At 38.5% G+C, this 21,191-nt stretch carries 23 protein-coding genes; 16 read left to right on the top strand and 7 right to left on the bottom strand.

Annotation, left to right across the window (positions count from 1 at the left end; genetic code table 11):
- Positions 1–129 precede the first annotated feature (129 nt).
- Together J7Q84_RS02750 and J7Q84_RS02745 are read left to right on the top strand one after the other, a co-directional pair.
- A complete protein-coding gene (locus tag J7Q84_RS02750) occupies positions 130–612 on the top strand; it encodes a PD-(D/E)XK nuclease family protein (RefSeq protein WP_209092851.1) in 483 nt (160 codons plus the stop codon).
- Positions 613–665: 53 nt separating this feature from the next.
- Positions 666–1,853 carry an RtcB family protein gene (locus J7Q84_RS02745; protein WP_209092850.1) on the top strand — a complete coding sequence of 396 codons (1,188 nt, stop codon included), beginning with the start codon at positions 666–668 and terminating at the stop codon, positions 1,851–1,853.
- A 327-nt stretch (positions 1,854–2,180) separates the two neighbouring features.
- Here the strand turns inward: J7Q84_RS02745 and putP are convergent, their stop codons facing one another.
- Complete coding sequence (putP, locus tag J7Q84_RS02740; protein WP_209092849.1) at positions 2,181–3,641, bottom strand: sodium/proline symporter PutP; 1,461 nt, start codon at positions 3,639–3,641, stop codon at positions 2,181–2,183.
- Positions 3,642–4,450: 809 nt separating this feature from the next.
- The gene (locus tag J7Q84_RS02735) at positions 4,451–5,032 is read right to left on the bottom strand and encodes a hypothetical protein (RefSeq protein WP_209092848.1); all 582 of its coding nucleotides are present in this window, start codon (positions 5,030–5,032) and stop codon (positions 4,451–4,453) included.
- Between the two features lie 216 nt (positions 5,033–5,248).
- On the opposite strand from J7Q84_RS02735, the gene J7Q84_RS02730 reads away from it, so the two are divergent.
- From J7Q84_RS02730 to J7Q84_RS02715, 4 genes are all read left to right on the top strand, one after another.
- Positions 5,249–6,751, top strand: coding sequence for an L-lactate permease (locus tag J7Q84_RS02730; RefSeq protein ID WP_209092847.1), 1,503 nt, complete (start codon positions 5,249–5,251; stop codon positions 6,749–6,751).
- A 604-nt stretch (positions 6,752–7,355) separates the two neighbouring features.
- Positions 7,356–7,496, top strand: coding sequence for a YrzI family small protein (locus tag J7Q84_RS02725; protein ID WP_209092846.1), 141 nt, complete (start codon positions 7,356–7,358; stop codon positions 7,494–7,496).
- A 107-nt stretch (positions 7,497–7,603) separates the two neighbouring features.
- Entirely contained in the window at positions 7,604–7,744 is a 141-nt protein-coding gene (locus J7Q84_RS02720; RefSeq protein ID WP_209092845.1) for a YrzI family small protein, read from the top strand.
- A gap of 48 nt (positions 7,745–7,792) precedes the next feature.
- Positions 7,793–7,933 carry a YrzI family small protein gene (locus tag J7Q84_RS02715; protein WP_209092844.1) on the top strand — a complete coding sequence of 47 codons (141 nt, stop codon included), beginning with the start codon at positions 7,793–7,795 and terminating at the stop codon, positions 7,931–7,933.
- A 185-nt stretch (positions 7,934–8,118) separates the two neighbouring features.
- Here J7Q84_RS02715 and J7Q84_RS02710 read toward each other — a convergent pair whose 3' ends face one another.
- Together J7Q84_RS02710 and J7Q84_RS18500 are read right to left on the bottom strand one after the other, a co-directional pair.
- A complete protein-coding gene (locus J7Q84_RS02710) occupies positions 8,119–8,271 on the bottom strand; it encodes a hypothetical protein (protein WP_209092843.1) in 153 nt (50 codons plus the stop codon).
- A gap of 229 nt (positions 8,272–8,500) precedes the next feature.
- Positions 8,501–8,632, bottom strand: a complete 132-nt coding sequence (locus J7Q84_RS18500; RefSeq protein WP_280635546.1) for a hypothetical protein — start codon at positions 8,630–8,632, stop codon at positions 8,501–8,503.
- 174 nt (positions 8,633–8,806) lie between these two features.
- Between J7Q84_RS18500 and J7Q84_RS02705 the strand changes: the two genes are divergently transcribed.
- The 3 genes from J7Q84_RS02705 to J7Q84_RS02695 all read left to right on the top strand — a co-directional run bounded on the left by J7Q84_RS02705 (position 8,807) and on the right by J7Q84_RS02695 (position 10,686).
- Positions 8,807–9,529 carry an MOSC domain-containing protein gene (locus J7Q84_RS02705; RefSeq protein WP_209092842.1) on the top strand — a complete coding sequence of 241 codons (723 nt, stop codon included), beginning with the start codon at positions 8,807–8,809 and terminating at the stop codon, positions 9,527–9,529.
- Positions 9,530–9,627: 98 nt separating this feature from the next.
- Positions 9,628–9,768, top strand: coding sequence for a hypothetical protein (locus tag J7Q84_RS02700; protein ID WP_209092841.1), 141 nt, complete (start codon positions 9,628–9,630; stop codon positions 9,766–9,768).
- Between the two features lie 114 nt (positions 9,769–9,882).
- Complete coding sequence (locus tag J7Q84_RS02695) at positions 9,883–10,686, top strand: DUF817 domain-containing protein (RefSeq protein ID WP_209092840.1); 804 nt, start codon at positions 9,883–9,885, stop codon at positions 10,684–10,686.
- A gap of 102 nt (positions 10,687–10,788) precedes the next feature.
- Here the strand turns inward: J7Q84_RS02695 and J7Q84_RS02690 are convergent, their stop codons facing one another.
- Positions 10,789–11,895 (bottom strand): AI-2E family transporter, encoded by a 1,107-nt coding sequence (locus J7Q84_RS02690; protein WP_209092839.1) that lies wholly within the window; start codon positions 11,893–11,895, stop codon positions 10,789–10,791.
- 194 nt (positions 11,896–12,089) lie between these two features.
- Here J7Q84_RS02690 and J7Q84_RS02685 point away from each other — a divergent pair, with 194 nt between their 5' ends.
- The 5 genes from J7Q84_RS02685 (at position 12,090) to J7Q84_RS02665 (ending at position 17,321) form a co-directional block, all read left to right on the top strand.
- Positions 12,090–12,608: a DUF6886 family protein gene (locus J7Q84_RS02685; protein WP_209092838.1), complete on the top strand. Its 519-nt coding sequence runs from the start codon at positions 12,090–12,092 to the stop codon at positions 12,606–12,608.
- A gap of 157 nt (positions 12,609–12,765) precedes the next feature.
- Complete coding sequence (locus tag J7Q84_RS02680; RefSeq protein WP_209092837.1) at positions 12,766–13,971, top strand: MFS transporter; 1,206 nt, start codon at positions 12,766–12,768, stop codon at positions 13,969–13,971.
- A gap of 74 nt (positions 13,972–14,045) precedes the next feature.
- Positions 14,046–14,963, top strand: a complete 918-nt coding sequence (cysK, locus tag J7Q84_RS02675) for a cysteine synthase A (protein WP_209092836.1) — start codon at positions 14,046–14,048, stop codon at positions 14,961–14,963.
- A gap of 23 nt (positions 14,964–14,986) precedes the next feature.
- Entirely contained in the window at positions 14,987–15,760 is a 774-nt protein-coding gene (locus tag J7Q84_RS02670; RefSeq protein ID WP_209092835.1) for an NRDE family protein, read from the top strand.
- Between the two features lie 205 nt (positions 15,761–15,965).
- Complete coding sequence (locus tag J7Q84_RS02665) at positions 15,966–17,321, top strand: aspartate kinase (RefSeq protein ID WP_209092834.1); 1,356 nt, start codon at positions 15,966–15,968, stop codon at positions 17,319–17,321.
- A 253-nt stretch (positions 17,322–17,574) separates the two neighbouring features.
- Here J7Q84_RS02665 and J7Q84_RS02660 read toward each other — a convergent pair whose 3' ends face one another.
- Both J7Q84_RS02660 and J7Q84_RS02655 read right to left on the bottom strand, forming a co-directional pair.
- Positions 17,575–17,826 (bottom strand): DUF1292 domain-containing protein, encoded by a 252-nt coding sequence (locus J7Q84_RS02660; protein WP_209092833.1) that lies wholly within the window; start codon positions 17,824–17,826, stop codon positions 17,575–17,577.
- 146 nt (positions 17,827–17,972) lie between these two features.
- On the bottom strand, positions 17,973–19,160 hold the full coding sequence (locus tag J7Q84_RS02655) for an MFS transporter (protein WP_209092832.1): 1,188 nt from the start codon (positions 19,158–19,160) through the stop codon (positions 17,973–17,975).
- Between the two features lie 431 nt (positions 19,161–19,591).
- Here J7Q84_RS02655 and J7Q84_RS02650 point away from each other — a divergent pair, with 431 nt between their 5' ends.
- Both J7Q84_RS02650 and J7Q84_RS02645 read left to right on the top strand, forming a co-directional pair.
- Positions 19,592–20,599, top strand: coding sequence for a glutathione S-transferase family protein (locus J7Q84_RS02650; protein WP_209092831.1), 1,008 nt, complete (start codon positions 19,592–19,594; stop codon positions 20,597–20,599).
- Between the two features lie 23 nt (positions 20,600–20,622).
- Positions 20,623–21,123: a GNAT family N-acetyltransferase gene (locus J7Q84_RS02645; protein ID WP_209092830.1), complete on the top strand. Its 501-nt coding sequence runs from the start codon at positions 20,623–20,625 to the stop codon at positions 21,121–21,123.
- Positions 21,124–21,191 lie beyond the last annotated feature (68 nt).

The following is a 21,191-nucleotide window of genomic DNA, read 5'->3' as shown; positions in this document are numbered from 1 at the left end:
AGAGGGCAGGCTTCTTTGTAAAACAAATATGATTTGAGCCATTTTTTATAACAATCCATAAATTCATTATGGCTGTAGGAACAGTACAGAAAAATTCACTTTTAAAAAACTGAGCACGGGTGGTAGCCCGTGCTCAGTTTTTTTCAGGAAGAAGAAGATGCAGAGGAACTTGTCTCGTATGATCCGAAGGATGGTAATAAGGAGGTCTATCGAGGTCCTGCTAATCATATCCTTATCGTAGAACTGAAGTCAATTAAGAATAAGAACTACGAAAAGGTACCTAAGACCAAGCCTAAAAAAGAGCATGAGATGCAGTTGCAACTCTACTTTTATCTAATGGGTATTCGGAAAGGGCTAGTTTACTATGAAAACAAAGACACACAGGAGTCTAAGTATTTTGTGGTGAAATACAATGGAGAACTTATGAATCAAGTTATCTCCGAGATTAAGAAGGTCATTGAGTATTCGAATCGTCGGGAGTTACCGGCAAGAGAAGGAACTACATTAGATATTATGTGTCACTATTGTGACTTTCGAAATACATGCCATCTTCCAGTTTCAGAGGAAGAGTGGCAGGATTTATATTTTAATGAAGGTGAAGCTTCCAATTAGGGAACTTCTGATTTTTGAAGATAGCAAAGGCTGATTAAGGGGGAGGTAGCTAGATGCTGGAATTAACAGGGAAATATAACTCAGCAAAGGTATTTACAGACAATGTAGAACAAACTGCTATGGCTCAAATTATTGAATTATGCAATCAGGAATTTACACAAGGAAGTCAGATTCGGATTATGCCTGACACACATGCAGGTGCTGGTTGCACTATTGGCACAACAATGACAATTACAGACAAGATTGTGCCAAATTTGGTTGGAGTCGATATTGGTTGTGGCATGGAAGTAGCTATTCTTTCTGAAACGAAAGATGATATTAACTTCGATCAGCTAGATGACATGATTCGCAAGTATGTACCAAGCGGTTTTGCGATTCGTGGTACAGAGCATCGTTTTGTTAACAATATTTCTTTTGATGAAGTACGAGCGCCTATCAATGTAGATCGAGCAAGAAAAAGTATCGGTACACTCGGTGGTGGAAATCATTTCATTGAGTTAAATGAAGATACTAATGGTCGTGTCTATATCGTTATCCATAGCGGCAGCCGTAATCTTGGCAAGCAAGTCGCTGAGCACTATCAAAACCTTGCTTATGAGAGACTTATGGATATGAGATCCACAAAGGAAAAGATTATCGAGGAACTAAAAGCAGTGGGAAGAGAGAGGGAAATTCATGCGGCATTGCGTGGTGTGAAAACTCCAAAGATTTCTAAGCAACTAGCATATTTAGATGGGCATGGATTCAATGATTACATGAACGACATGAAGATTGCTCAGGTTTATGCTTCATATAACCGCAAGGCGATGATAGAAGAAATTGTGAAGCAAATGGGTTTTCATATTGTAGATCAATTCTCAACCATTCATAACTACATTGATATGGACAATATGATTATGCGCAAAGGGGCAATCTCTGCACAAAAAGATGAGAGAGTTGTTATCCCTATCAATATGAGAGACGGGAGCCTTATTGCTTTTGGTAAAGGAAACCCTGATTGGAACTTCTCTGGACCACATGGAGCTGGACGAATCCTAAGCCGTTCTAAAGCAAAGGAAACTCTCAAAGTAGAGGATTTTGAGGAAACAATGAGAGGTGTATGGACTACTTCTGTCTCCGCTAATACGCTTGATGAGAGTCCAATGGTTTATAAAACAATGAGTGAGATTGTTGAAAATACAAAAGACACAATCGAAATTGCTAATGTTATTAAGCCGCTTTACAATTTCAAAGCAAACTAAAAATTAATTCGAAAAAATGGAGCAGCTACCTAACTACGTAGCTCAGAGTGTTGAAAAAACCTTTGGCTTTCTCAATCTCTGACAGAAATCTGGTATTGTGTATAAGAAAAGTACTACCCAACCATAAAAGAAGAGACAGAATCGGTCTATACAAGCCCCTTTTTGGTGAGGTGTAGACCGATTTTGTTCATGTTTTGATAGGTGGCTGTGAGATAGGCATGCATTTGGACAGATGAACAGAAGCTCAGACACAAAAACAGGCTCTGGAGAGACTTTCTCCACAGCCTGTAAAAAAACTGAGCACGGGTGGTATCCCGTGCTCAGTTTTTATGCTGATTTTTTAAATTCTTCAAATTGGTCTTGTACAGCTTTAGATGGTGCTGTGAGCAAGCTTACGATAATAATAGCAAGCCAAGCAGCAGCAAATCCTGGCACCATTTCATAAAGGTTTTCCTTTAACAAATCAAATTGTGTCCATAGAATAACTGTTACAGCTCCTGTAATCATACCAGCAAGAGCGCCCCATTTTGTCATGCGTTTCCAATATAGACTTAATAGGACCACTGGACCGAAAGCAGAACCGAATCCAGCCCATGCATACCCTACTAATGAGAGAATAGTATCGTTTTGTTTGTAAGCGAGCAGAATCGCAACTAACGATACGATAAGAACAGATAATCGGCCAATTAGTACCAATTCCTTATCAGAAGCAGAGCGGCGGAAGAATGTTCGATATACGTCTTCTGTAATGGCGCTTGCTGTTACAAGAAGCTGGGAAGAGATTGTACTCATAACCGCAGCTAGAATGGCTGCTAATAAGAACCCGGTGATGATAGGATGGAATAAGATTTCTCCCAATTGGATAAATACTGTTTCAGGATCAGAAAGACTTAAACCATTTTTAGAATAGTAGGCGATACCAATCAAACCTGTAAACATGGCTCCGATAATAGAGAAAATCATCCAACCCATGCCAATACGGCGCGCTTTTTTTATTTCTTTTACAGATGAAATAGCCATAAAGCGAACGATAATGTGAGGTTGTCCAAAGTATCCAAGTCCCCATGCGAAAAGAGAAATAATCCCCAATAATGAGGTCCCTTTGAAAATATTAAGAAGAGCTGGATCAATAGATTTGATTTCAGTAAATGCGGAATCTAAGCCGCCTACATGCATAATGGTAACAACAGGTACTAGAATCAAAGCGATAAACATAATCAATCCTTGTACAAAATCTGTCCAGCTTACAGCTAAGAACCCTCCGAATAATGTATAGGCTATAACAACAAGAGTTACAATCCAAAGTCCAAGATGATAGTCCATATTAAATGTATTATTAAACAAGACAGCTCCTGATACCATACCTGAAGATACATAGAATGTAAAGAAGACCATGATTACAATTCCAGATACTAAACGTAACATATGAGAAGTATCGTTAAAGCGGTTCTCTAAGAACTGTGGAATGGTAATGGAGTTGCCAGCTATTTCTGAATACGTACGCAAGCGAGGCGCAACGTAAAGCCAGTTTGCATACGCTCCTAGAGTTAAACCGATAACAATCCAACCGCTGCTTAATCCAGAAGCATACATCGCACCTGGCAAACCCATAAGCAGCCAACCGCTCATATCGGCAGCTCCTGCACTTAGAGCTGTTACAGCAGCCCCTAAACCGCGTCCCCCTAACATGTAATCCGAGAGGTTTGCTGTACGTTTATAGGCAAAATAACCGATGACGAGCATGCCTATCATGTACACAGTAACCGAGAAAAGTATTTGTGCGTTCATTCCTAGATGTCCCCTTCCTGTTATGCATATTTGCATATTGTTTACCTTATTAATTTATCATTTAAAAAATTGAAAATCTATATATAAATACCAATTTTTCTAAAATATAAATAATTGAAAGGTATTGTAAATAGAAGAATAGTAGTATTTTTTAATGGTAATTATATAAAACGCATTTGACTTTTCGGCATGAAGACTCATCAAGTAAATACATATATAGGAATATCAGACTAATTATATCATAAAACTAAATTGAACTTATATAAATCGGTATTTAAATTCCAAATAATGCATGAAAATGAAAATCTATCGACATAGAGTGATAACAACTTTTCAATATATAAGCAAAGATGAAGAAGAGTAAATATTATAGACACTTCAGAGAGCCGGGTTATACGGAATGGAACTACCAGAGCAGAGGTTCAGTAGGCGACACGGGGTAGGATTGTACTCAAATAGGTGAAGTATACACTCCAATAGAGGTGGTACCACGGTAGCCAACTATTGCTATAAGCATGTAGAGGACTTTTTTACTTTGTAGTGAGTATATCGGCGAAGTAAGAGGAGAAATCGGTGGGTTTTGGAATATATCGACGAACTGAGCAAGTATATCAGCAAAACGACAAACGACAAGGCGCTTGACATTGCGAAAGAGATTTTACCGTTCGTTTGCATCACTTCACCGAGGTAGAAAAATAAAATTAGTATAAAACTAGTCTATTAATTATCATCCTCGTTTTATATACGGTTATCGTTTCAGATGTAGTACTCCAAGCATCTGAAACGATAAAATAGTTACCAAATTTCTATTAGATAAACGTATGGAGCAGCATAAAAAGAATAAAGGCAAATGACAAATAATAGTGTAGATTTTTATCCTTGCGCTTATACCGTAAAAAACCCAATATTCCTAAAGGTAAGAATAAAATATAGGAAATGACACCGGATAGATATACTGCATTCGTTTTCCATTCATAAAAGGCCATGATAATAGAATGTACAGTAATTAATGCAAATGCAATAAGGGAAATAGGTACATGAACCAACTTTACCCACTTCAAAGCTTTTGAAAGTAAAGTTTTCATTTCTTTGGTTAATTTTAATTTCTTTGAACGTATTAAAAAATAAAGAGGAAACAACGCAAATGCAGCAAAAACACCAATACGCCCCAGTGAGCCTTTATTTTTAGCATATGCTTTCAGAGGATTGAAGTCTTTCAGTGGATGGTGCAAGTGATTTGTTTCGTTTTTAAAGTGTGTCGGTAAGTTTGCTGTTAATGAGCCTCGGTGTGCTATTGTCCAAAAGCCAAATGCAAGAATAACTAAAGAAGCTACAATTGCAATATAAATCAACTTTCTCTCTTTTTGATTTTTAACCCAATTTGCAAGCATACAGCATTCTCCTAACTCCAATTATTAGATTTTTCTTTTAAAGATAGTTTAGGTTTTCATTATACAGTCGAAACATTTAAATAAGATTAAAAAATCTTTAAAGATAATAATTAAAAATAAAATTAGTGTCACATTTCTGTTATAATACAAAATAACTGTTATATAATAAAGGGCGTTTTTTTATGAAGCTACTTAAATAAAATTAAGGAGGAACAAGTGAAAACTATACTTGCATTAAGTCCAATATTAAGTATTTTTATTTTTTTATTTGTTTGTAAGCTCTCATCTATGAAATCTGCCATATTGTCTTATATTATGTGTCTTCTAGTTGTGCTTTTATACCCTCCATATTATCTTCAAGCAAATCAAATTTATCATTCTACTATAAAAGGTGCCCTTATTTGCTTTATTGTCGGATATGTATTGTTTTTTGGTATTTTTTTGTTTCACTTAATGAATAAGATGGGTGTCATTCAATCAATTGCGGCATTTATTTCTCAAACAACACATGATAGATTACTGCAAACCTTCTTGCTGTGTTTTGGACTCTGTCCGCTTATAGAGTCAGCAAGTGGATTCGGTATCGGATTTATGGTTACAGCACCTATTTTTCTATCAATTGGCTATCCCCCTCTGCAAGCAGCTTTGCTTTCGTTTATCGGGTTGCTTGCAAGTGCTTGGGGAGCTTTGGCAACAGGCACTATCATCGGTTCGCATTTAATTCATATGTCTCTTACAGCATTGGGCACTGGAACTGCGATTTTATCGATACCGATCTTTCTTTATTTTATGGGAGCAGCCTTGTTTATCACAGGGGGATGGAGTGCGATTAAAGAAAAAAGAAAGGAACTTATCAGCTTCTTTCTATTATTCTCTATCTCTATTTATTTCTTTAATCGTTATGTCAGTGTAGAACTGTCTGGGATATTAAGTGCAATTTTGACCACGGGATTTGGGTTGATGGTTATTCAAGCAAAGCGCCAACCAAAGAAAGCATTTTCACAAAATGCCGCCACGCGTCTTTCTGACTCAAACGGTTCTATCTTAAAAATGTTAAGCCCTTATCTATTTTTAACGGCATGTATATTATTCTCTCGTCTTAATCCGATGTTGAAGCATAGTTTACAAGAGTATGCAGTGATTGATTTGCCGCGTTATACATATACATTAGCGTTACTGTACTCTCCGGGTTTTTGGCTGTCCATTACTTGTTTATTTACTATTTTTCTGTTCCGTATACCCGGCAGTATTGTGAGAGAATCGCTGTATAGCACGATAAGACAATGGATTCCCTTTGCGGTTACAACAACCATGTTTATTTCTGTTTCTGAAATCATGGGAAATAGCGGCATGCATCAAGCATTAGCTGCAGCGGCGGGAAGTACATTTGGTACGCTGTTTATGGTAATTGCTCCGTTCATAGGTGCAATGGGCGGGTTTTTAACTGGAAGTAATGCCGGGTCAAATGCGATGTTCATTCAATTGCAGCTTCAAACGGCTCAACATGTGAATTTGCCGAAAGCCCTTATAGCTATGAGCCAAAACACAAGTTCTTCCATCTCAACTATCGCGTGTCCTTCAAGGATTACACTTGGTTCCCTTTTATGCGGCATTCCACATAGAGAAAGCGAGTTGTTAAAAAAAACGACCCTCCTTATTTTGGGAGGAGTTGTTATCGTGGTGTTGGAAACAGTTATTGCTATGCAACTGTTTTCTTGAGTAATAGACGTATTATTTATAGGGGACATAGGAAAAGCACATCTTGGTCAGATGTGCTTTTTCGTGTAGGGTAGAAAACGTAGTAAGGGAATATCTTTATTGTATCTATTTTCGATTAGAAACCACAAAACAAATCAGCAACAAATATTACAGTTTCATTGCATTATTATAGGTATTTTACAAACATGATTTTTTCGTCATTTGCTAAGTAATGACTGTTGGAATTTGTAAACCCATTTTTTGGATTTTTAGTTTACAAACCCATTATAAATGGATATAATTAACTGTGAAAGAATAATTTTCCAAAAGGAGGTCGGATAAAATGATTATGAAACCAAATGTAAAAGAAACAGGAATAATTTCATACGAACAATCAAACTATTCGGCCGCAATAACGGAAAAACGGAAACAGCTTACTTTTAACAAGTAAACTCTACCGCAGGACGAATGGTTCCCTGTGGATTTTTTATGCCTTCCACAGGAAAAGCTCTTGTGGTTTTTTTGTGTCCTTTTATGACCACAGGAGTAATTCAGCCTGTGGTTTTTTTGTGCCTTTTTAAGAGGAAGAATGAACATTTTAAAAAGAGGAGAGGAGGAGCTGATCATGAAGTTCACAGTCTTATTTTTTACAATCACTATTCAAAAGCGTCACATGTCGAAAGCGGACATTGACCACAATGTCAATAGAAAAAAACTTATGGATGAAGTGTTAGATCGTCAGTGCTCACTTTATTTGCCGCTTTAAGTAGTAAGAATAGGAGAAGGAGAATGAACAAGATGATATTTATAAACAATGAAATGGTTTTAGTGGGAGATTACGATTAGTCGCCAATCGGAAAGGAGTGAAACATCATGACATTCACATTTTTATTTTTCACCATTACGATTCAGAAACGCCATGTATCGGATGAGGATATTGAGCGCAACGCACAGGTACAAAAGCTGGGGGAGGAAATGCTCGATCGCCAGTGTTCAGTTTATCGCTCATTGTAAAAAAGTAAAATGTTATTTAAAACATACAAAGGAAGGAGATGTACAAATATGAGATTCATATTCTTATTTTTTGCTATTACTATGCAAAAAAAGAAAAATTCAAAAGCAGAGATAGCGAATCGAATAAACATGGAACAATTACAAAATACACTGCTTGATCGTCAGTGCTCAGTCTATCGCACTATATAATGCTATAAAAAATAATTAAAGGAGGATGAAGATGATGGTAAGAAGAAGTAAAATTATGATTTGGATTGTAGAGAAGGATTCTGCTTAGTTAAGAATAAGGGGTAGAGAGCAATCAAGGAAAGTATGTATAACATTGACTTGAATATGCAGGAGCACGGAGCAATATCCGTGCTCAATTTTTAACATTACACCTCTATAATTTCAAACTCCTCAAGCGGTAAAATGCCTTTCATTTTTTGTAATGCATCTTCAGCCGCTTCTCTTGTTTGAAATTTTCGTTCGTCATCAATACGATTGTCCTCAAATGTAAACGCTTTGTTTCGTACAATATAAGCCATATGTATTCCTCCCAACGTAATTTCCTTTATAGTATTTCCAAAAGGAGTGCAACAATATCAGTCAATTTACTTTAGTTTTGCAGTACTCTTTGCTGCTCAGCATACAGCATATCAATGTGAGACAATATTTCGGCTACTTCATTCCGCTCTAAATAAATGGGGTCACAATTCTGTCGTAAGAGAATCACAACGTTTGAGCTGTGAATGAATAACGTTCCATAATTTCGCTTTATATATAATTTTCTTCATTAAATAGAATATTGACAAGCTCGATTGCTTTTGGATCCAGTTTTTGCAGCAAATTTTCGTAGTCAGTTTTCATGGTTTCAAATTCTAGTTTCTTAATTTCAAATGCATTCACTACTGTCATCCTTTCTTCATTACTTCGATAGTACGCTTCATTATAATGAATTCTTTGCGGTGTTATGGGTATGTTCATGAAAAGTTATGGAATTATAGAAAAACGGTAATATTTGTTTTTATTTTGTTAAAAGGTGAGTATATAAATAGTACATAAAGAAAGAGGTGTTTTAACATGATAGTGGGAGAAATCAAGGAAATTATACGCCATCCGGTAAAATCAATGCGCGGTGAAAATGTGCAGACAACAACAATCGAACGATATGGAGTATATGGAGATCGCAGTCATGCATATCTGGATAAAACAAAACCGGGAAAATTTATCACTGCCTCACAATTTTCAGCTATGGTCGGATATGCTCCAGCTTTCAAAGGAGAAGAAACTGAACGTATATTTCCACAAGTGGAAGTAAAAACACCGGAGGGAAAGGTCTACCTTTGGAACGATAGCGAGCTGCTGCAAGAAATAGAAAAAGAATCAGGGCGAAAAATTGAAACGATTCAATACGAGGCAGATTGTGTGCAAATGGGAGGGATTTGGGAAGAACATATTTTACTTGTTACCGAACCTTCATTACAAAAGCTTGCTTCTATGTGGGGAGAAGAGATTGACCATCGGAGGTTCCGAGCCAACTTAGTGCTTTCTTTATATGAAGATAGTCCATTTTTGGAAGAAACATGGTTCGGGAAACGCCTCCAATTCGGTGAAGCCGTGCTGCAAATCCAAGGCTATTGTGAGCGCTGCGATATGATTAACATAGACCCAGACACGTATTCTCTAGATCGTTCATTGTTGAAAACCGTTGCAAGGAAAAGAAGTAATAACTTCGGTGTGTATGCATCTGTTGTTCAAACCGGGAAAATTAAAGTCGGAGATCAGGTTAGAGTATTAGAGTAAGTATAAGGGTGTTCTATAGAGCATCCTTATTTTAGGATGTCGATAAGAGTTAGTGTAAATATTTTTAAGAATATTCATAGGGGTATGTTAAAATTTGGGTGAAGAGAACTAGAATAGGTTATTTTAGCCTAAATGCAAGCAGTGCTAAAGGGAGTGAACGAATGAAAAAGCTGACCAAAATGGTTGTAACTATTATACAAGAAGGGTTGCTTGTCTATAATTATTGCTATGCTGCTTGAATGGAAATTAGCTGATATTTCTTTTTTCATAGGATTAATTACGCATGTCTTGCTTTCATTAATTCCTATGGCTACCGGATATTGGAAGTACTTTTCTATGTAGGAGGAGATACTTTGTTTTTTATTCGTCAGCTATGGAGGTTTGCATATCAGCAAGCTTTGTCTTGTTTGTTTCCGGTGTTTATTTTTGGCACCCTTGCTCTCTCAAAGGTAATTTCTATTCCTTACTTGCCCAGATATGATTTTATCTTATTAGCGTGTATTCTCCTTCAATTCCTGCTTCTGCTGACTGGATATGAAACGAAGCAGGAATTGAAGGTGATTTGTTTATTTCATATAATAGGTCTTGGTTTAGAGATATTTAAAGTGCATGCAGGGTCATGGTCTTATCCCGAGGAAGCTTATGCGAAGTGTTTGGGAGTCCCGCTCTATAGCGGGTTTATGTATGCGAGCGTAGCCAGTTATATGTGTCAAGCATGGAAAAGGATGCAGCTCTTCTTGATAAACTACCCGAATTTACTTATCTCATTGATAGTAGGCATTTGCATTTATGCAAATTTCTTTACACATCATTATGTATATGACTTTCGCTGGGTCTTAGTTTTCCTGTTATTCGTTGTTTATTTTACATGCACGGTTTCATTTCAAATTGGAAAGTATCGTTATCGAATGCCGCTGATTGTATCTTTTTTCTTAATTGGATTTTTTATCTGGATTGCCGAAAATATTGCTACATTTTTTGGAGCTTGGCAATATCCAAATCAATCGATGCAGTGGGAAGTTGTTCATATGGGCAAAATCAGTTCGTGGTTTTTGCTGGTAATCGTCAGCTTTATTTTAGTAGCTTATGTGAAAGAAAGGCCAATAGATAAAAGGGAGAGCACATATGGCGGGAAGCACACTATTACAAGGGCATAAGGTGCCTCATCGATAGAAGAAAACCTAGAATGGAAGAAGCTGAACTGAAAAACTAAGTTAAAGAAAAGATCCTCCCACAGTCGGAAGTGAGAGGATCTTTTCTTACGGAAGAATATTTTCTTTTGTTTCTTGTTTTCTGCGCAATCTCCATAAACGGTAGATGTGCTGTACGATGACTTTTACTACCGCATACACTGGTACTGCTAAAATTAGACCAAGTACACCGCCAAGGCTGCCAGCCACAAGCAATAGAGAAATGATGGTTAACGGATGAATAGCCAACTGTTTTCTCATAATTTGCGGGGAAATAATGTTTCCTTCAATCTGCTGGGCAATAACCATGACTATCAGTACTTTTACAATCATAAACGGTGAATCAAGCATCGCAACAACCAATGCCGGAATGATGGCAATAACAGGGCCTAGAAACGGAATTACGTTTGTAAACATAGCAACAATTGCTAAAATAAGAGAATAATCGATGCCGATAATTAGGTATCCGATATACAGCATAATCCCCACACAAACGCTCACAAGAACCTGTCCTTGAATATATGAGCTAAGTGCAATGTCTAAATCGCCAAGTATCTTTTTGCCGTTTTTTCGTTGCATCGGAGCAAGCAAGCGTAAAATTTGTTGAGGGGCTTTCTCGCCTTCCTTCAGCATATAAAAGAGAATGAACGGAACGGTAACAAAGATTGTAATAATGTTTGCGATGAACGCAATAAAATTTACAATGTTCATCCCTATAATGGATAAGGTATTGGATAACTGACTCGAAACGTTGTCGAAAATCGTTTCTAGATTCATATTTGTTCCTTTTGGAAAGCGGTTGAACCAAGGGTTTTGCTGCAATTCAAAGATCTTTTGCCGAACTGATTCAATAATAGCTGGAGAGTTTTGCACTAAGCTGTTCACTTGGCGTTGCAAAATAGGTCCTAATAAGTACACAAGCAATGTGACTATTCCCCCTGCTGCTATGTAAATGAGTAAAATGGAAACGGCACGCGGCAGCTTTTTTGATTCTAAATAAAGAACTAACGGCCTAAGCACATAAAAGAGCACACCTGCTAATAAAAACGGAAAAAAGAGAGTTTGAACGAGTACGAATACCGGCTGAAAAACAAAGCTAATCTTAGTTCCTACCCATATAATAAGAAAAATAAGCAAAATGCCGTAGCCAAATCGAAACCATCTTGATTGAGGCATAGTATCACCTTCGATTCCTAGTTTTTCTACTATTATAAATGAACCTAGATGGTAGAAAAAACCTTTAATTACATTTTTAACGAAATATTAAACATAGATTTTAAAGAGCTAAGAGTTTTATCTTATTAGTTAGGAAGGAAACAGAAATAAAATAAAGAATGGATTAACTTTATATAGAGAAGAGGAATACATATATGAAACTGTTTCATTTTAGTGAAACCCCTGATATTACATATGTTGAACCGCGTATTACAAAAATGAATACAGATGAAAAAGCATATGTCTGGGGGATTGATGAGGAGCATGCTCCGCATTATTATTTTCCGAGGGATTGTCCACGGATTGCATATTGGCCTGCCTTAGAAACAAGTATAGAAGATAGAGAACGGTTTTTTAGTCAGACATTTGCAGAGCGAATTATTGCTGTAGAAAGCAGTTGGCTGAAGAACATTCGAGAAACAAAGCTATATGTCTATGAATTACCGTCACATACATTTGAGTGCATAGATGAAAATGCCGGCTATTATGTTTCTAGCGCAGCAGTCGTGCCTTTATCTGTCAAACCAGTAGGAGATTTATTGTACAGTTTGGCAAAATCTAATGTGGAATTGAGGATTACACCAAGCCTTTGGAGATTACGGGAAGCAATTTTAAATTCTACTGTAGGGTTTTCCATGATTCGGCTGCGAAATGCAAGTAAACAGCTTAAATAAGGGACGGGCTGAAGCACCTTCAACATATCCTATTTTGTCAGTATATATAGCTGGAAAAAGATGAAAACCAGGTATACAATATTAATTGTTTGAAAAGTACATCAGAAAACGGATTTTTATTTTATATTGTTAACTATTAAAGAAGGGACGAAGAAAAATGCAGGCAGCTGCGAAACAAAACACTATGGCCGCACCGACGGTATACCGCATTTTATTCGCCATCAGCTTGGGTCATTTATTAAATGACTCGATGCAGGCAGTCGTACCGGCAATTTTTCCGATTTTAGAGAGATCTATGAATCTTTCTTATACGCAAGTAGGATGGATTGCCTTTGCACTGAACATGACATCGTCCATTATGCAGCCAGTATTCGGAACATATTCGGATAAGAAGCCATCACCATTTTTGTTACCGATGGGGATGTTCTCAAGCTTACTTGGGATGCTTGGATTAGCATTCGCTCCGAATTTTTATGTTGTAGTGCTGTCCGTTTTATTTATTGGACTCGGATCCGCTGTTTTTCATCCGGAAGGTGCCAGGGTTGCTTATATGGCTGCAGGTTCCAAACGAGGATTGTCACAAGCGATTTACCAAGTAGGCGGAAATACGGGAAACTCGCTTGCTCCTATTTTTACAGCACTTATTTTTGTTCCTCTCGGCCAAATGGGTGCGGCTTGGTTTACCATTCTTGCAGGAATCGGAATTTTGTTATTACTCTATGTTTCTACCTGGTACAAAGCAGAGCTTGCTGGCAGAATGGCGCGTGTAAAAAAACGAGCTGCGCAAGCCGGCGGAACTGAAGCAATCAGCAGTAAAGTGAAATTTGCTATCGTTCTTCTTATTTTTATTACATTTGCTCGTTCTTGGTATGGTGCCGGAATCAGCAACTTTTATCAGTTTTATTTAATTGATCATTATGGTTTATCGATAAAAAACGCACAGTTTTACGTATTTGCATTTATGATTGCCGGGGTACTTGGAACCTTCTGCGGCGGGCCATTGGCGGATCGCTTCGGGAAAAAGAATATCATCGCGTTCTCTTTGCTTGGTTCGGCACCATTAGCGCTGTTTTTACCGCATGTTTCACTCATATGGGTTGTACCGCTATTTATTTGTATTGGTTTTATTAGCTCCAGCAGCTTCAGTGTTATCGTGGTATACGCACAGGAGCTGCTCCCAGGAAAAGTAGGAATGGTGTCTGGATTAATTGTCGGTCTAGCATTTGGAATGGGTGCACTTGGGGCAGTTATTCTTGGGAAGCTAGCTGATATCTACAGCTTACAATTTATCATGGTATTTTGTAGCTTCCTGCCTCTTTTAGGGGTTACATCATGGCTTTTACCGAATGACCGTGTAAAATAATAAAGAAAAATGCAACACCGTTCAGTTTCCTGAGCGGTGTTGTTATAATGATAAAAAAGAAGTAGGTGGAAGAAATGACTGTATACGAAAATATGACACAATTGATCGGTAATACTCCAGTTGTACAGTTGCAAAAAATCGTTCCGGCCGGTGCGGCAGATGTGTTCGTTAAATTAGAAATGTTCAATCCGTCCCGCAGTGTAAAGGACCGTGCAGCTTATAACTTAATCAGAATGGCTGAGGAACAAGGAATGATCAGCCCAGGAGATACAATTATTGAACCGACAAGTGGAAACACAGGTATCGGCTTAGCTATGAATGCTGCAGCTAAAGGGTATAAAGCGATTCTGATTATGCCGGACAATATGTCAAAAGAACGTATCAATCTTTTAAAAGCATATGGAGCAGAAGTAGTATTGACACCTGCTGCAGAGCGGATGCCGGGTGCTATCGCAAAAGCAATGGAACTGCACAAGCAGATTCCAGGCAGCTTTATCCCTCAGCAATTTGAAAATAAAGCGAATCCTGATATACACCGCATCACGACAGCTGTAGAAATTTATAAGCAAATGAATGGGCAGCTGGATGCATTTGTTGCTACTGCCGGAACAGGGGGAACGATAACTGGAACGGGAGAAACATTAAAAGAAAAGCTGCCAAATTTATATATCGCTGTGGTGGAACCGAAAGGCTCGCCCGTTTTATCAGGGGGGAAGCCTGGGCCGCATAAGTTGGTTGGGACAAGCCCAGGGTTTATTCCAAAAAACTTAAATCCGAATGTGTACGACGAAATTATTCAAATTGCTGATGAAGAAGCACTAGAAACGATGAAAGCTTTGGCGAAACAAGAAGGTATTTTAGTTGGACCGTCATCAGGTGCATCAGTGTACGCAGCCATCACGATTGCAAAACGATTAGGAGCCGGCAAAAAGATAGTATGTATCGCACCAGATACAGGAGAGCGGTATTTAAGTATGGGATTGTTTGAATAGCTAATATAAGATAGGTGAAAGATATGTGTTTAATCAATTTTGCATATAAGATAGACCCAAACTATGACTTAATTGTGGCGGCTAATCGAGATGAATTTTATAATCGGCCGACTGCTCGGGCGCATTTTTGGGAAGATGCGCCTCATGTGCTGGCGGGAAGAGATTTAGAAAAAATGGGTACATGGATGGGCGTAACAAAACAAGGGCGTTTTGCAGCTCTGACGAATTACCGTGACCCAAGTGAAATAACAAGCAATAAGCGCTCCCGCGGAGAGGTGGTAAGCCAATTTTTACTAGGCGAAGCCTCGCCGCAAGACTATGTAAAGCATATTCAACAAAATCGCAGAGAATATCCAGGCTTTAATCTGCTTGTTGGTGATAGAAACTCTCTTTTCTACTACTCCAATATTGAAGACAATATACATTTGTTACAGCCGGGGCTGTACGGAATCAGTAATCATTTGCTTGACACTCCTTGGCCAAAAGTACAAAAAGGAAAAGAAGGACTCAGACAATGTCTCGAAGATCCTGTTGAAAATAGGAAGGAATGCCTATTTTCCAGTCTCCAGCGGGCAGAGCCGGCACCGGATGAAGACTTGCCAAGCACAGGTGTTTCGTTTGAATGGGAGAAAAAGCTGTCTCCATTGTTTATTGAAACTCCTCACTACGGTACAAGGTCGTCCGCGCTTATATTTATAGGACGCCAAAATATCACATTTATGGAACGAGCATACAACGGTGATGATCAAGCAGAGAATGAATTTTCGTTTGCGATCGAAGGCAGTCGTTTTTTATAAGAAAAATATTGCAACTCGACAAAATTAGAGAGATAATGAGATTTATATAAAGTTCAATTAATCAATGTTTAGTGGAACTTATCTATTGCGGGCAGCTTCCTCTACTTAACTTCCTAGATCACTTTTAACTTTGTTAGAGAGACTGCTTGTTTATGCAGAAAAAATTCGAAATTTTCTATTTAACATGCATTGGTGGGGATATGAAGTGAAAGTGGTAAAGTTTGGCGGGACTTCGTTAGCGTCAGGAGAGCAGATTGAAAAAGTGTTTAATATTGTAATAGCTGACCCTGCAAGAAAAGTAGTCGTTGTTTCCGCTCCAGGAAAACGATTTAAAGAAGATACAAAGGTAACAGATTTACTTATTTTATGTGCTGAGCAGTACCTACAGCATGGAGAAGGAAAAGAAGCATTTCAAGCAGTAATTGCAAGGTATAAAGAGATTGCAGAATACCTTGGTCTTTCACATGATATTATCGATCGCATTTCTATGGATTTGCTTGAGATTTTACATGGTGACAGAAGCAACGTTGCTAAGTTTATGGATGCTGTCAAGGCAAGCGGCGAAGACAATAATGCCAAGCTTGTTGCAGCATATTTTAATAAGCAAGGGGTAGAAGCTTATTATGTAAATCCGAAAGAAGCAGGGTTAATCGTCAGTGACGAACCAGGTAACGCTCAAGTGTTGCCAGAGTCGTATGATAATTTGCGAGCGCTTCGCGAGCGTTCCGGCATCTTAATTTTCCCAGGATTTTTCGGCTATTCCAAAGAAGGAGACATTGTGACTTTTTCACGCGGCGGCTCTGATATCACCGGCTCTATTCTAGCAAATGGAGTCCAAGCTGACGTATACGAGAACTTCACCGATGTAGACGCAGTATACTGTGTAAATCCAAATTTTGTACCTAATCCTAAAGAAATTAAAGAGTTAACATATCAAGAAATGCGGGAGCTTTCATATGCAGGCTTTGCTGTCTTTCACGATGAAGCATTGATTCCGGCATTTCGCGCCAGCATACCTGTAAACATTCGAAACACAAACAATCCAGAAGCTCCTGGTACGAGAATCGTATCCGAGCGCCAGCATACAAACGGTCCTATCATCGGAATTGCAAGCGACAGTGGCTTCTGTAATATTCATGTCAGCAAATATTTAATGAACCGAGAAGTCGGCTTTGGACGTAAGCTGCTGCATATCCTGGAAGACTACGGCTTATCATACGAGCATACACCTTCTGGCATCGATAACATTTCTGTAATTCTGCGCCAAAACCAATTGACTACGGAAATGGAAGAGCAAATCATTCAGCGTATTCAAGAAGAGCTGGCAGTGGACAGTGTCGTATTTGAGCATGACTTGGCTGTAATCATGATTGCAGGACAAGGGATGCAAGCAAAAATAGGCACAACATCCCGTGCTTCTACAGCTCTGGCAAAAGCTAAGGTAAACATCGAAATGATCAACCAAGGCTCCTCCGAGGTCAGCATGATGTTCGGTGTAAAAGGAGCGGATGAGCAAGCAGCGGTCCGTGCTTTATATGAGGAGTTTTTTAATAAGAATTAAGAACAAGGAATTGTCCTAAGGGGCAGTTCCTTTTTATATGGTTTGTTTTAGTCTCAATTAGAAAATGGATTTGAGTTCATAAGAGGAGACTGATTTTTAGTATTCATAATAAGGATAATGCTCTTTAAGAATAAAAATTGAATATATTATCAAAATAAAAATCCACCTCCATGTTGTCAGAACAACCTTGAAAGGTGGATGACTTTATATCCTACTAATTATCTAGACAGCAATATGTATAAGTATTGCTGTCTTACGCTTCTTCGTCCAGCTTTTCATAAGCTGCAACGACTTTTTTCCATTCTTCTTCGTCTTCGATGTCGACCAAGTATTCTTCACCTTCTTCATCTTCATCGATGCGCATGATGAAGCCGTCACCTTCTTCGCCGTCAGCTGGAACTAGAATGGCATATTCTTGTTCTTCTACGTGCATAGTTTCGACGATAATGAATTCGCGTTCATTGCCTTCGTCATCTGTAAGAATTACAATTTCTTCATCGGACATAGGAATATCCCTCTTTTCTCTTAGATTTCAGTATCCATTATAGCATGGTCCGATTTTATAAGGAAAATACAGGCGATTTACAATAGCGGTATAGGAAAGTAAAATTTGTTAGAAAAATCCCGTTTCCTAAAAGAAGCGGGATTTTTTTACTCATGCTCTTGTAAGGGAACATGACTGTTTCGCTGTACGACGAAAGCTCCGATAAGCAAGAACAAAGATAAGGTCATGTACAAAGCATTTTCACCGCCGAGCTTATAAAGCGATGTCCCAAGGAGCGGTCCGATAGCAGCACCGGTAAACCGGATAAAGTTATAGACCCCCATTGCGGTTCCTTTCTCTTTTACAAATAAATTAACAAGTAAAGTAGATTGAGAAGGCAAGCTGACCCCAAGCAGTATGCCGTAACTAAGCAGAAACAAACTTAAATTTGGTATCGTCAAAAGACTCCAATATAAACACGCACCAAAAAGCATAACAACAAATCCAAGACCGTATGCAGAACACACTAAGATGGAAGAGTGCTTCATATGTGCTTGCAGCTTTCCTCCGAGCATAGTGCCCAGCACAATACCTGCCGTAAGCGGTACAAAAAATAACCCTTCCACAGCTACGGGCACATGAAACAGTTCATCCAGCAAACCAGACAAGAATACAAGATAAATATAATAGCCGTAAAATTGGAAAAAACCAAGCAGCAGAACCGAAAACGCGGCACGAGTTGTCAAGATGTCCATGAAGGTCCGAACTGTGATTCTTTTCGAAGTAGTATCCTTCGGCAGTGTTTCATGCAGGACAAAACGGTTATATAGGTACGCGAATAGTGCTCCAATAGTAAGGACCGCAAATGATGCATGCCAATCTGTATAAGCAGAAATAAAGCTGCCGATCAAAGGACCGAGAACAGGACCAAGAAACACCATTGTCTGATACACGCTCATAGCCTTACCGCGTTCATGCGGAGCATAGATATCCCCGATTACAGCCGCTGCTACGACGGAGCCTGTCGTAATACCAAACGCCTGCATTGCTCTCCCAAACAGAAACAAATAATAATTTGAGGAAAGGAAACAAATGAGTGAACCGGTCATAAAAATGAGAAGACCGGGAAGCAAGGTGGCTTTTCGTCCGCGCGTATCCGCTCGTGGGCCGATAAAGAACTGATTAGCCGCCAAAATAAAAGTATATAAAGAGATTGTTAGATTCACCATAAATTGGTTCACTCCGTAAAAATGTCCAACCTCCGGCAAGCTTGGTGTATAAATAGTCTGTGTAAACGGTCCAAGAAAGGCAGCAAGAGACAAGCCGAACAAAATCTTTCCGTTTCTGGATTTCATACATATCACTTCCTTATATTTTTACTGTATTTTGATAAGGCGGAATAGAAAGTACGTCCTTTATCTTAATAAAAAGAAGTACATGTTGAAAAAGGGGATGTATTTAGTATACGTGAATTATTTAACTATATTAAATAATAAAACCTTTCTAAAGGGGAAAAACCAGAAATAATTTTCTTTTTACCTAAACAGATTCCACAGAGGTTATTGAATGTAGTTTTGCAATAGATTTTATATATTACAAGGAAGAAATGAGTAGAACGAAGATAAAAAGAATACCGCAAACTTTTAGGAAAGATAAGGATGGACAAAACATAAAATGGATACTATGGTTCCGTATTTATTAGAGGAGTAGTTAATGGAGTCTATTGGAAATAGATACAACAGATGTAAATGTTGAACATAGACAAACGTAAAAGAGGGGGTTTGGAATGGAACAAAATAAAAGGGCAACTTCCAATACAGCTAATGAATTTAAAACGGATGGATCATTTAATAGGCAACAAAACAGATTTATAACTCCATTTGGAGAAAAGCCAGGTGAACTTCTAGTAGAAGCAGGCCGCTACCGTCTGCTATGGACTGCTGCCTGCCCGTGGGCTCATCGCTCTGTAATCGTTCGAAAAATTCTTGGACTAGAGGATGCTATAAGTTTGGGTACGGTCAGTCCCATTCGTCCCAAACTCCCGCATGTGGATTGGGAATTTTCTTTAGATGAGGATGGAGTGGATCCTGTCTTAGGGATACGATATATAAGTGAAATCTATAAAAAAACAGACCCACATTATACTGGCAGACCCACAGTACCACTTATGGTAGATATTAAGAAACAGGAAGCCGTAAATAATGATTATGTTAAACTAACAAACTATTTAGAAACAGCTTGGACACCGCTTCATAAAGAAGATGCTCCAGACTTATACCCTGAACAGTTGCGTGAGGAGATTGATGCTTTAAATGATATACTTTTCCATGATATTAACAATGGTGTCTATAAATGCGGATTTGCACGTTCACAAGAAGCGTATGAACAGTCATTTGACAAGCTGTTTTCAAGATTAGATGAGCTAGAGGAACGACTCTCTCACCAACGCTTCTTATTTGGAGACTTTATAACAGACACCGATATTTGCTTATATACCACATTAGCAAGATTCGATGCTGCCTATTACACAGCATTCAAGACAAATCGAAATCTAATTCGCGAATTTACACATTTATGGGGCTATGCTCGGGACTTATACCAAACGCCGGGATTTGGCGATACGACCGACTTTGACTCTATTAAGAGACACTATCATTTGTCTATCACCATTTTCCTTGATAAGCATGAAAAAATATTGCCTAAGGGACCTGATTTAGAAGTATGGAATTTACCGCATAATCGCCATATGCTAAGCAATACAGAAGAGAAATTTTTAATCCATAAAGGAAAGTAAATCATGTGAGGAGTGGATAAAGTATGAAAATACGCGATGCTGTAAAGAGTGAACTAGAGTTCATTCGTGAACAAAGAATCCAAGCATACAGTGAATATACAAGGGCCGTTTCTGCAGAACATTGGGCTGCTCTTAAAAAAGCCATCTCTTCGGATGCGGATATACAACCCGGCGTAGAACTCATCGTGGCCGAAGTAGACGGAAGGATAGTTGGCAGTGTTACGTTATTTCCTGCCAAAACAGATGCCTATGAAGGAAGTATCGATGAGCTCGACTACCCTGAAATACGCATGCTTGCAGTAGCGCCAGAAGCCCGTGGGAAAGGAGTGGCAACCGCTTTGGTTTATGAATGTATCAGAAGGGCAAAAGCGAAGGGGTTTGTTGCTATTGGCTTACATACAGGGGAGTTTATGGAAAGCGCGATAAAGCTGTATGAGCGTATAGGGTTTGAGCGTTTACCAGAATATGACTTTGAACCGGCGGGGGATGGGGTTGTGGTGAAGGCGTTTCGGTTGTTGGTTTGATAGAGAAAAGCAGGATATGCAGTATACTGTCCATTATTAGTGGGAAAAATAAGGCTTGTAATGGGGAA

It is taken from the genome of Bacillus sp. 165, from assembly GCF_017742235.1.
Classification (GTDB): domain Bacteria; phylum Bacillota; class Bacilli; order Bacillales; family Bacillaceae_G; genus JAGHKQ01.
The sequence above is the reverse complement of the archived record's forward strand: the minus strand, read 5'-3'. Positions and strand labels throughout refer to the sequence as shown.

Coding starts and splice junctions, on each gene's coding strand:
- J7Q84_RS02745 (WP_209092850.1), top strand. CDS start 666: ATGCTGGAATTAACAGGGAAATATAACTCAGCAAAGGTATTTACAGAC.
- putP (WP_209092849.1), bottom strand. CDS start 3,641: ATGAACGCACAAATACTTTTCTCGGTTACTGTGTACATGATAGGCATG.
- J7Q84_RS02735 (WP_209092848.1), bottom strand. CDS start 5,032: ATGCTTGCAAATTGGGTTAAAAATCAAAAAGAGAGAAAGTTGATTTAT.
- J7Q84_RS02725 (WP_209092846.1), top strand. CDS start 7,356: ATGAAGTTCACAGTCTTATTTTTTACAATCACTATTCAAAAGCGTCAC.
- J7Q84_RS02720 (WP_209092845.1), top strand. CDS start 7,604: ATGACATTCACATTTTTATTTTTCACCATTACGATTCAGAAACGCCAT.
- J7Q84_RS02715 (WP_209092844.1), top strand. CDS start 7,793: ATGAGATTCATATTCTTATTTTTTGCTATTACTATGCAAAAAAAGAAA.
- J7Q84_RS02710 (WP_209092843.1), bottom strand. CDS start 8,271: ATGGCTTATATTGTACGAAACAAAGCGTTTACATTTGAGGACAATCGT.
- J7Q84_RS02705 (WP_209092842.1), top strand. CDS start 8,807: ATGATAGTGGGAGAAATCAAGGAAATTATACGCCATCCGGTAAAATCA.
- J7Q84_RS02690 (WP_209092839.1), bottom strand. CDS start 11,895: ATGCCTCAATCAAGATGGTTTCGATTTGGCTACGGCATTTTGCTTATT.
- J7Q84_RS02685 (WP_209092838.1), top strand. CDS start 12,090: ATGAAACTGTTTCATTTTAGTGAAACCCCTGATATTACATATGTTGAA.
- J7Q84_RS02680 (WP_209092837.1), top strand. CDS start 12,766: ATGCAGGCAGCTGCGAAACAAAACACTATGGCCGCACCGACGGTATAC.
- cysK (WP_209092836.1), top strand. CDS start 14,046: ATGACTGTATACGAAAATATGACACAATTGATCGGTAATACTCCAGTT.
- J7Q84_RS02670 (WP_209092835.1), top strand. CDS start 14,987: ATGTGTTTAATCAATTTTGCATATAAGATAGACCCAAACTATGACTTA.
- J7Q84_RS02660 (WP_209092833.1), bottom strand. CDS start 17,826: ATGTCCGATGAAGAAATTGTAATTCTTACAGATGACGAAGGCAATGAA.
- J7Q84_RS02655 (WP_209092832.1), bottom strand. CDS start 19,160: ATGAAATCCAGAAACGGAAAGATTTTGTTCGGCTTGTCTCTTGCTGCC.
- J7Q84_RS02650 (WP_209092831.1), top strand. CDS start 19,592: ATGGAACAAAATAAAAGGGCAACTTCCAATACAGCTAATGAATTTAAA.
- J7Q84_RS02645 (WP_209092830.1), top strand. CDS start 20,623: ATGAAAATACGCGATGCTGTAAAGAGTGAACTAGAGTTCATTCGTGAA.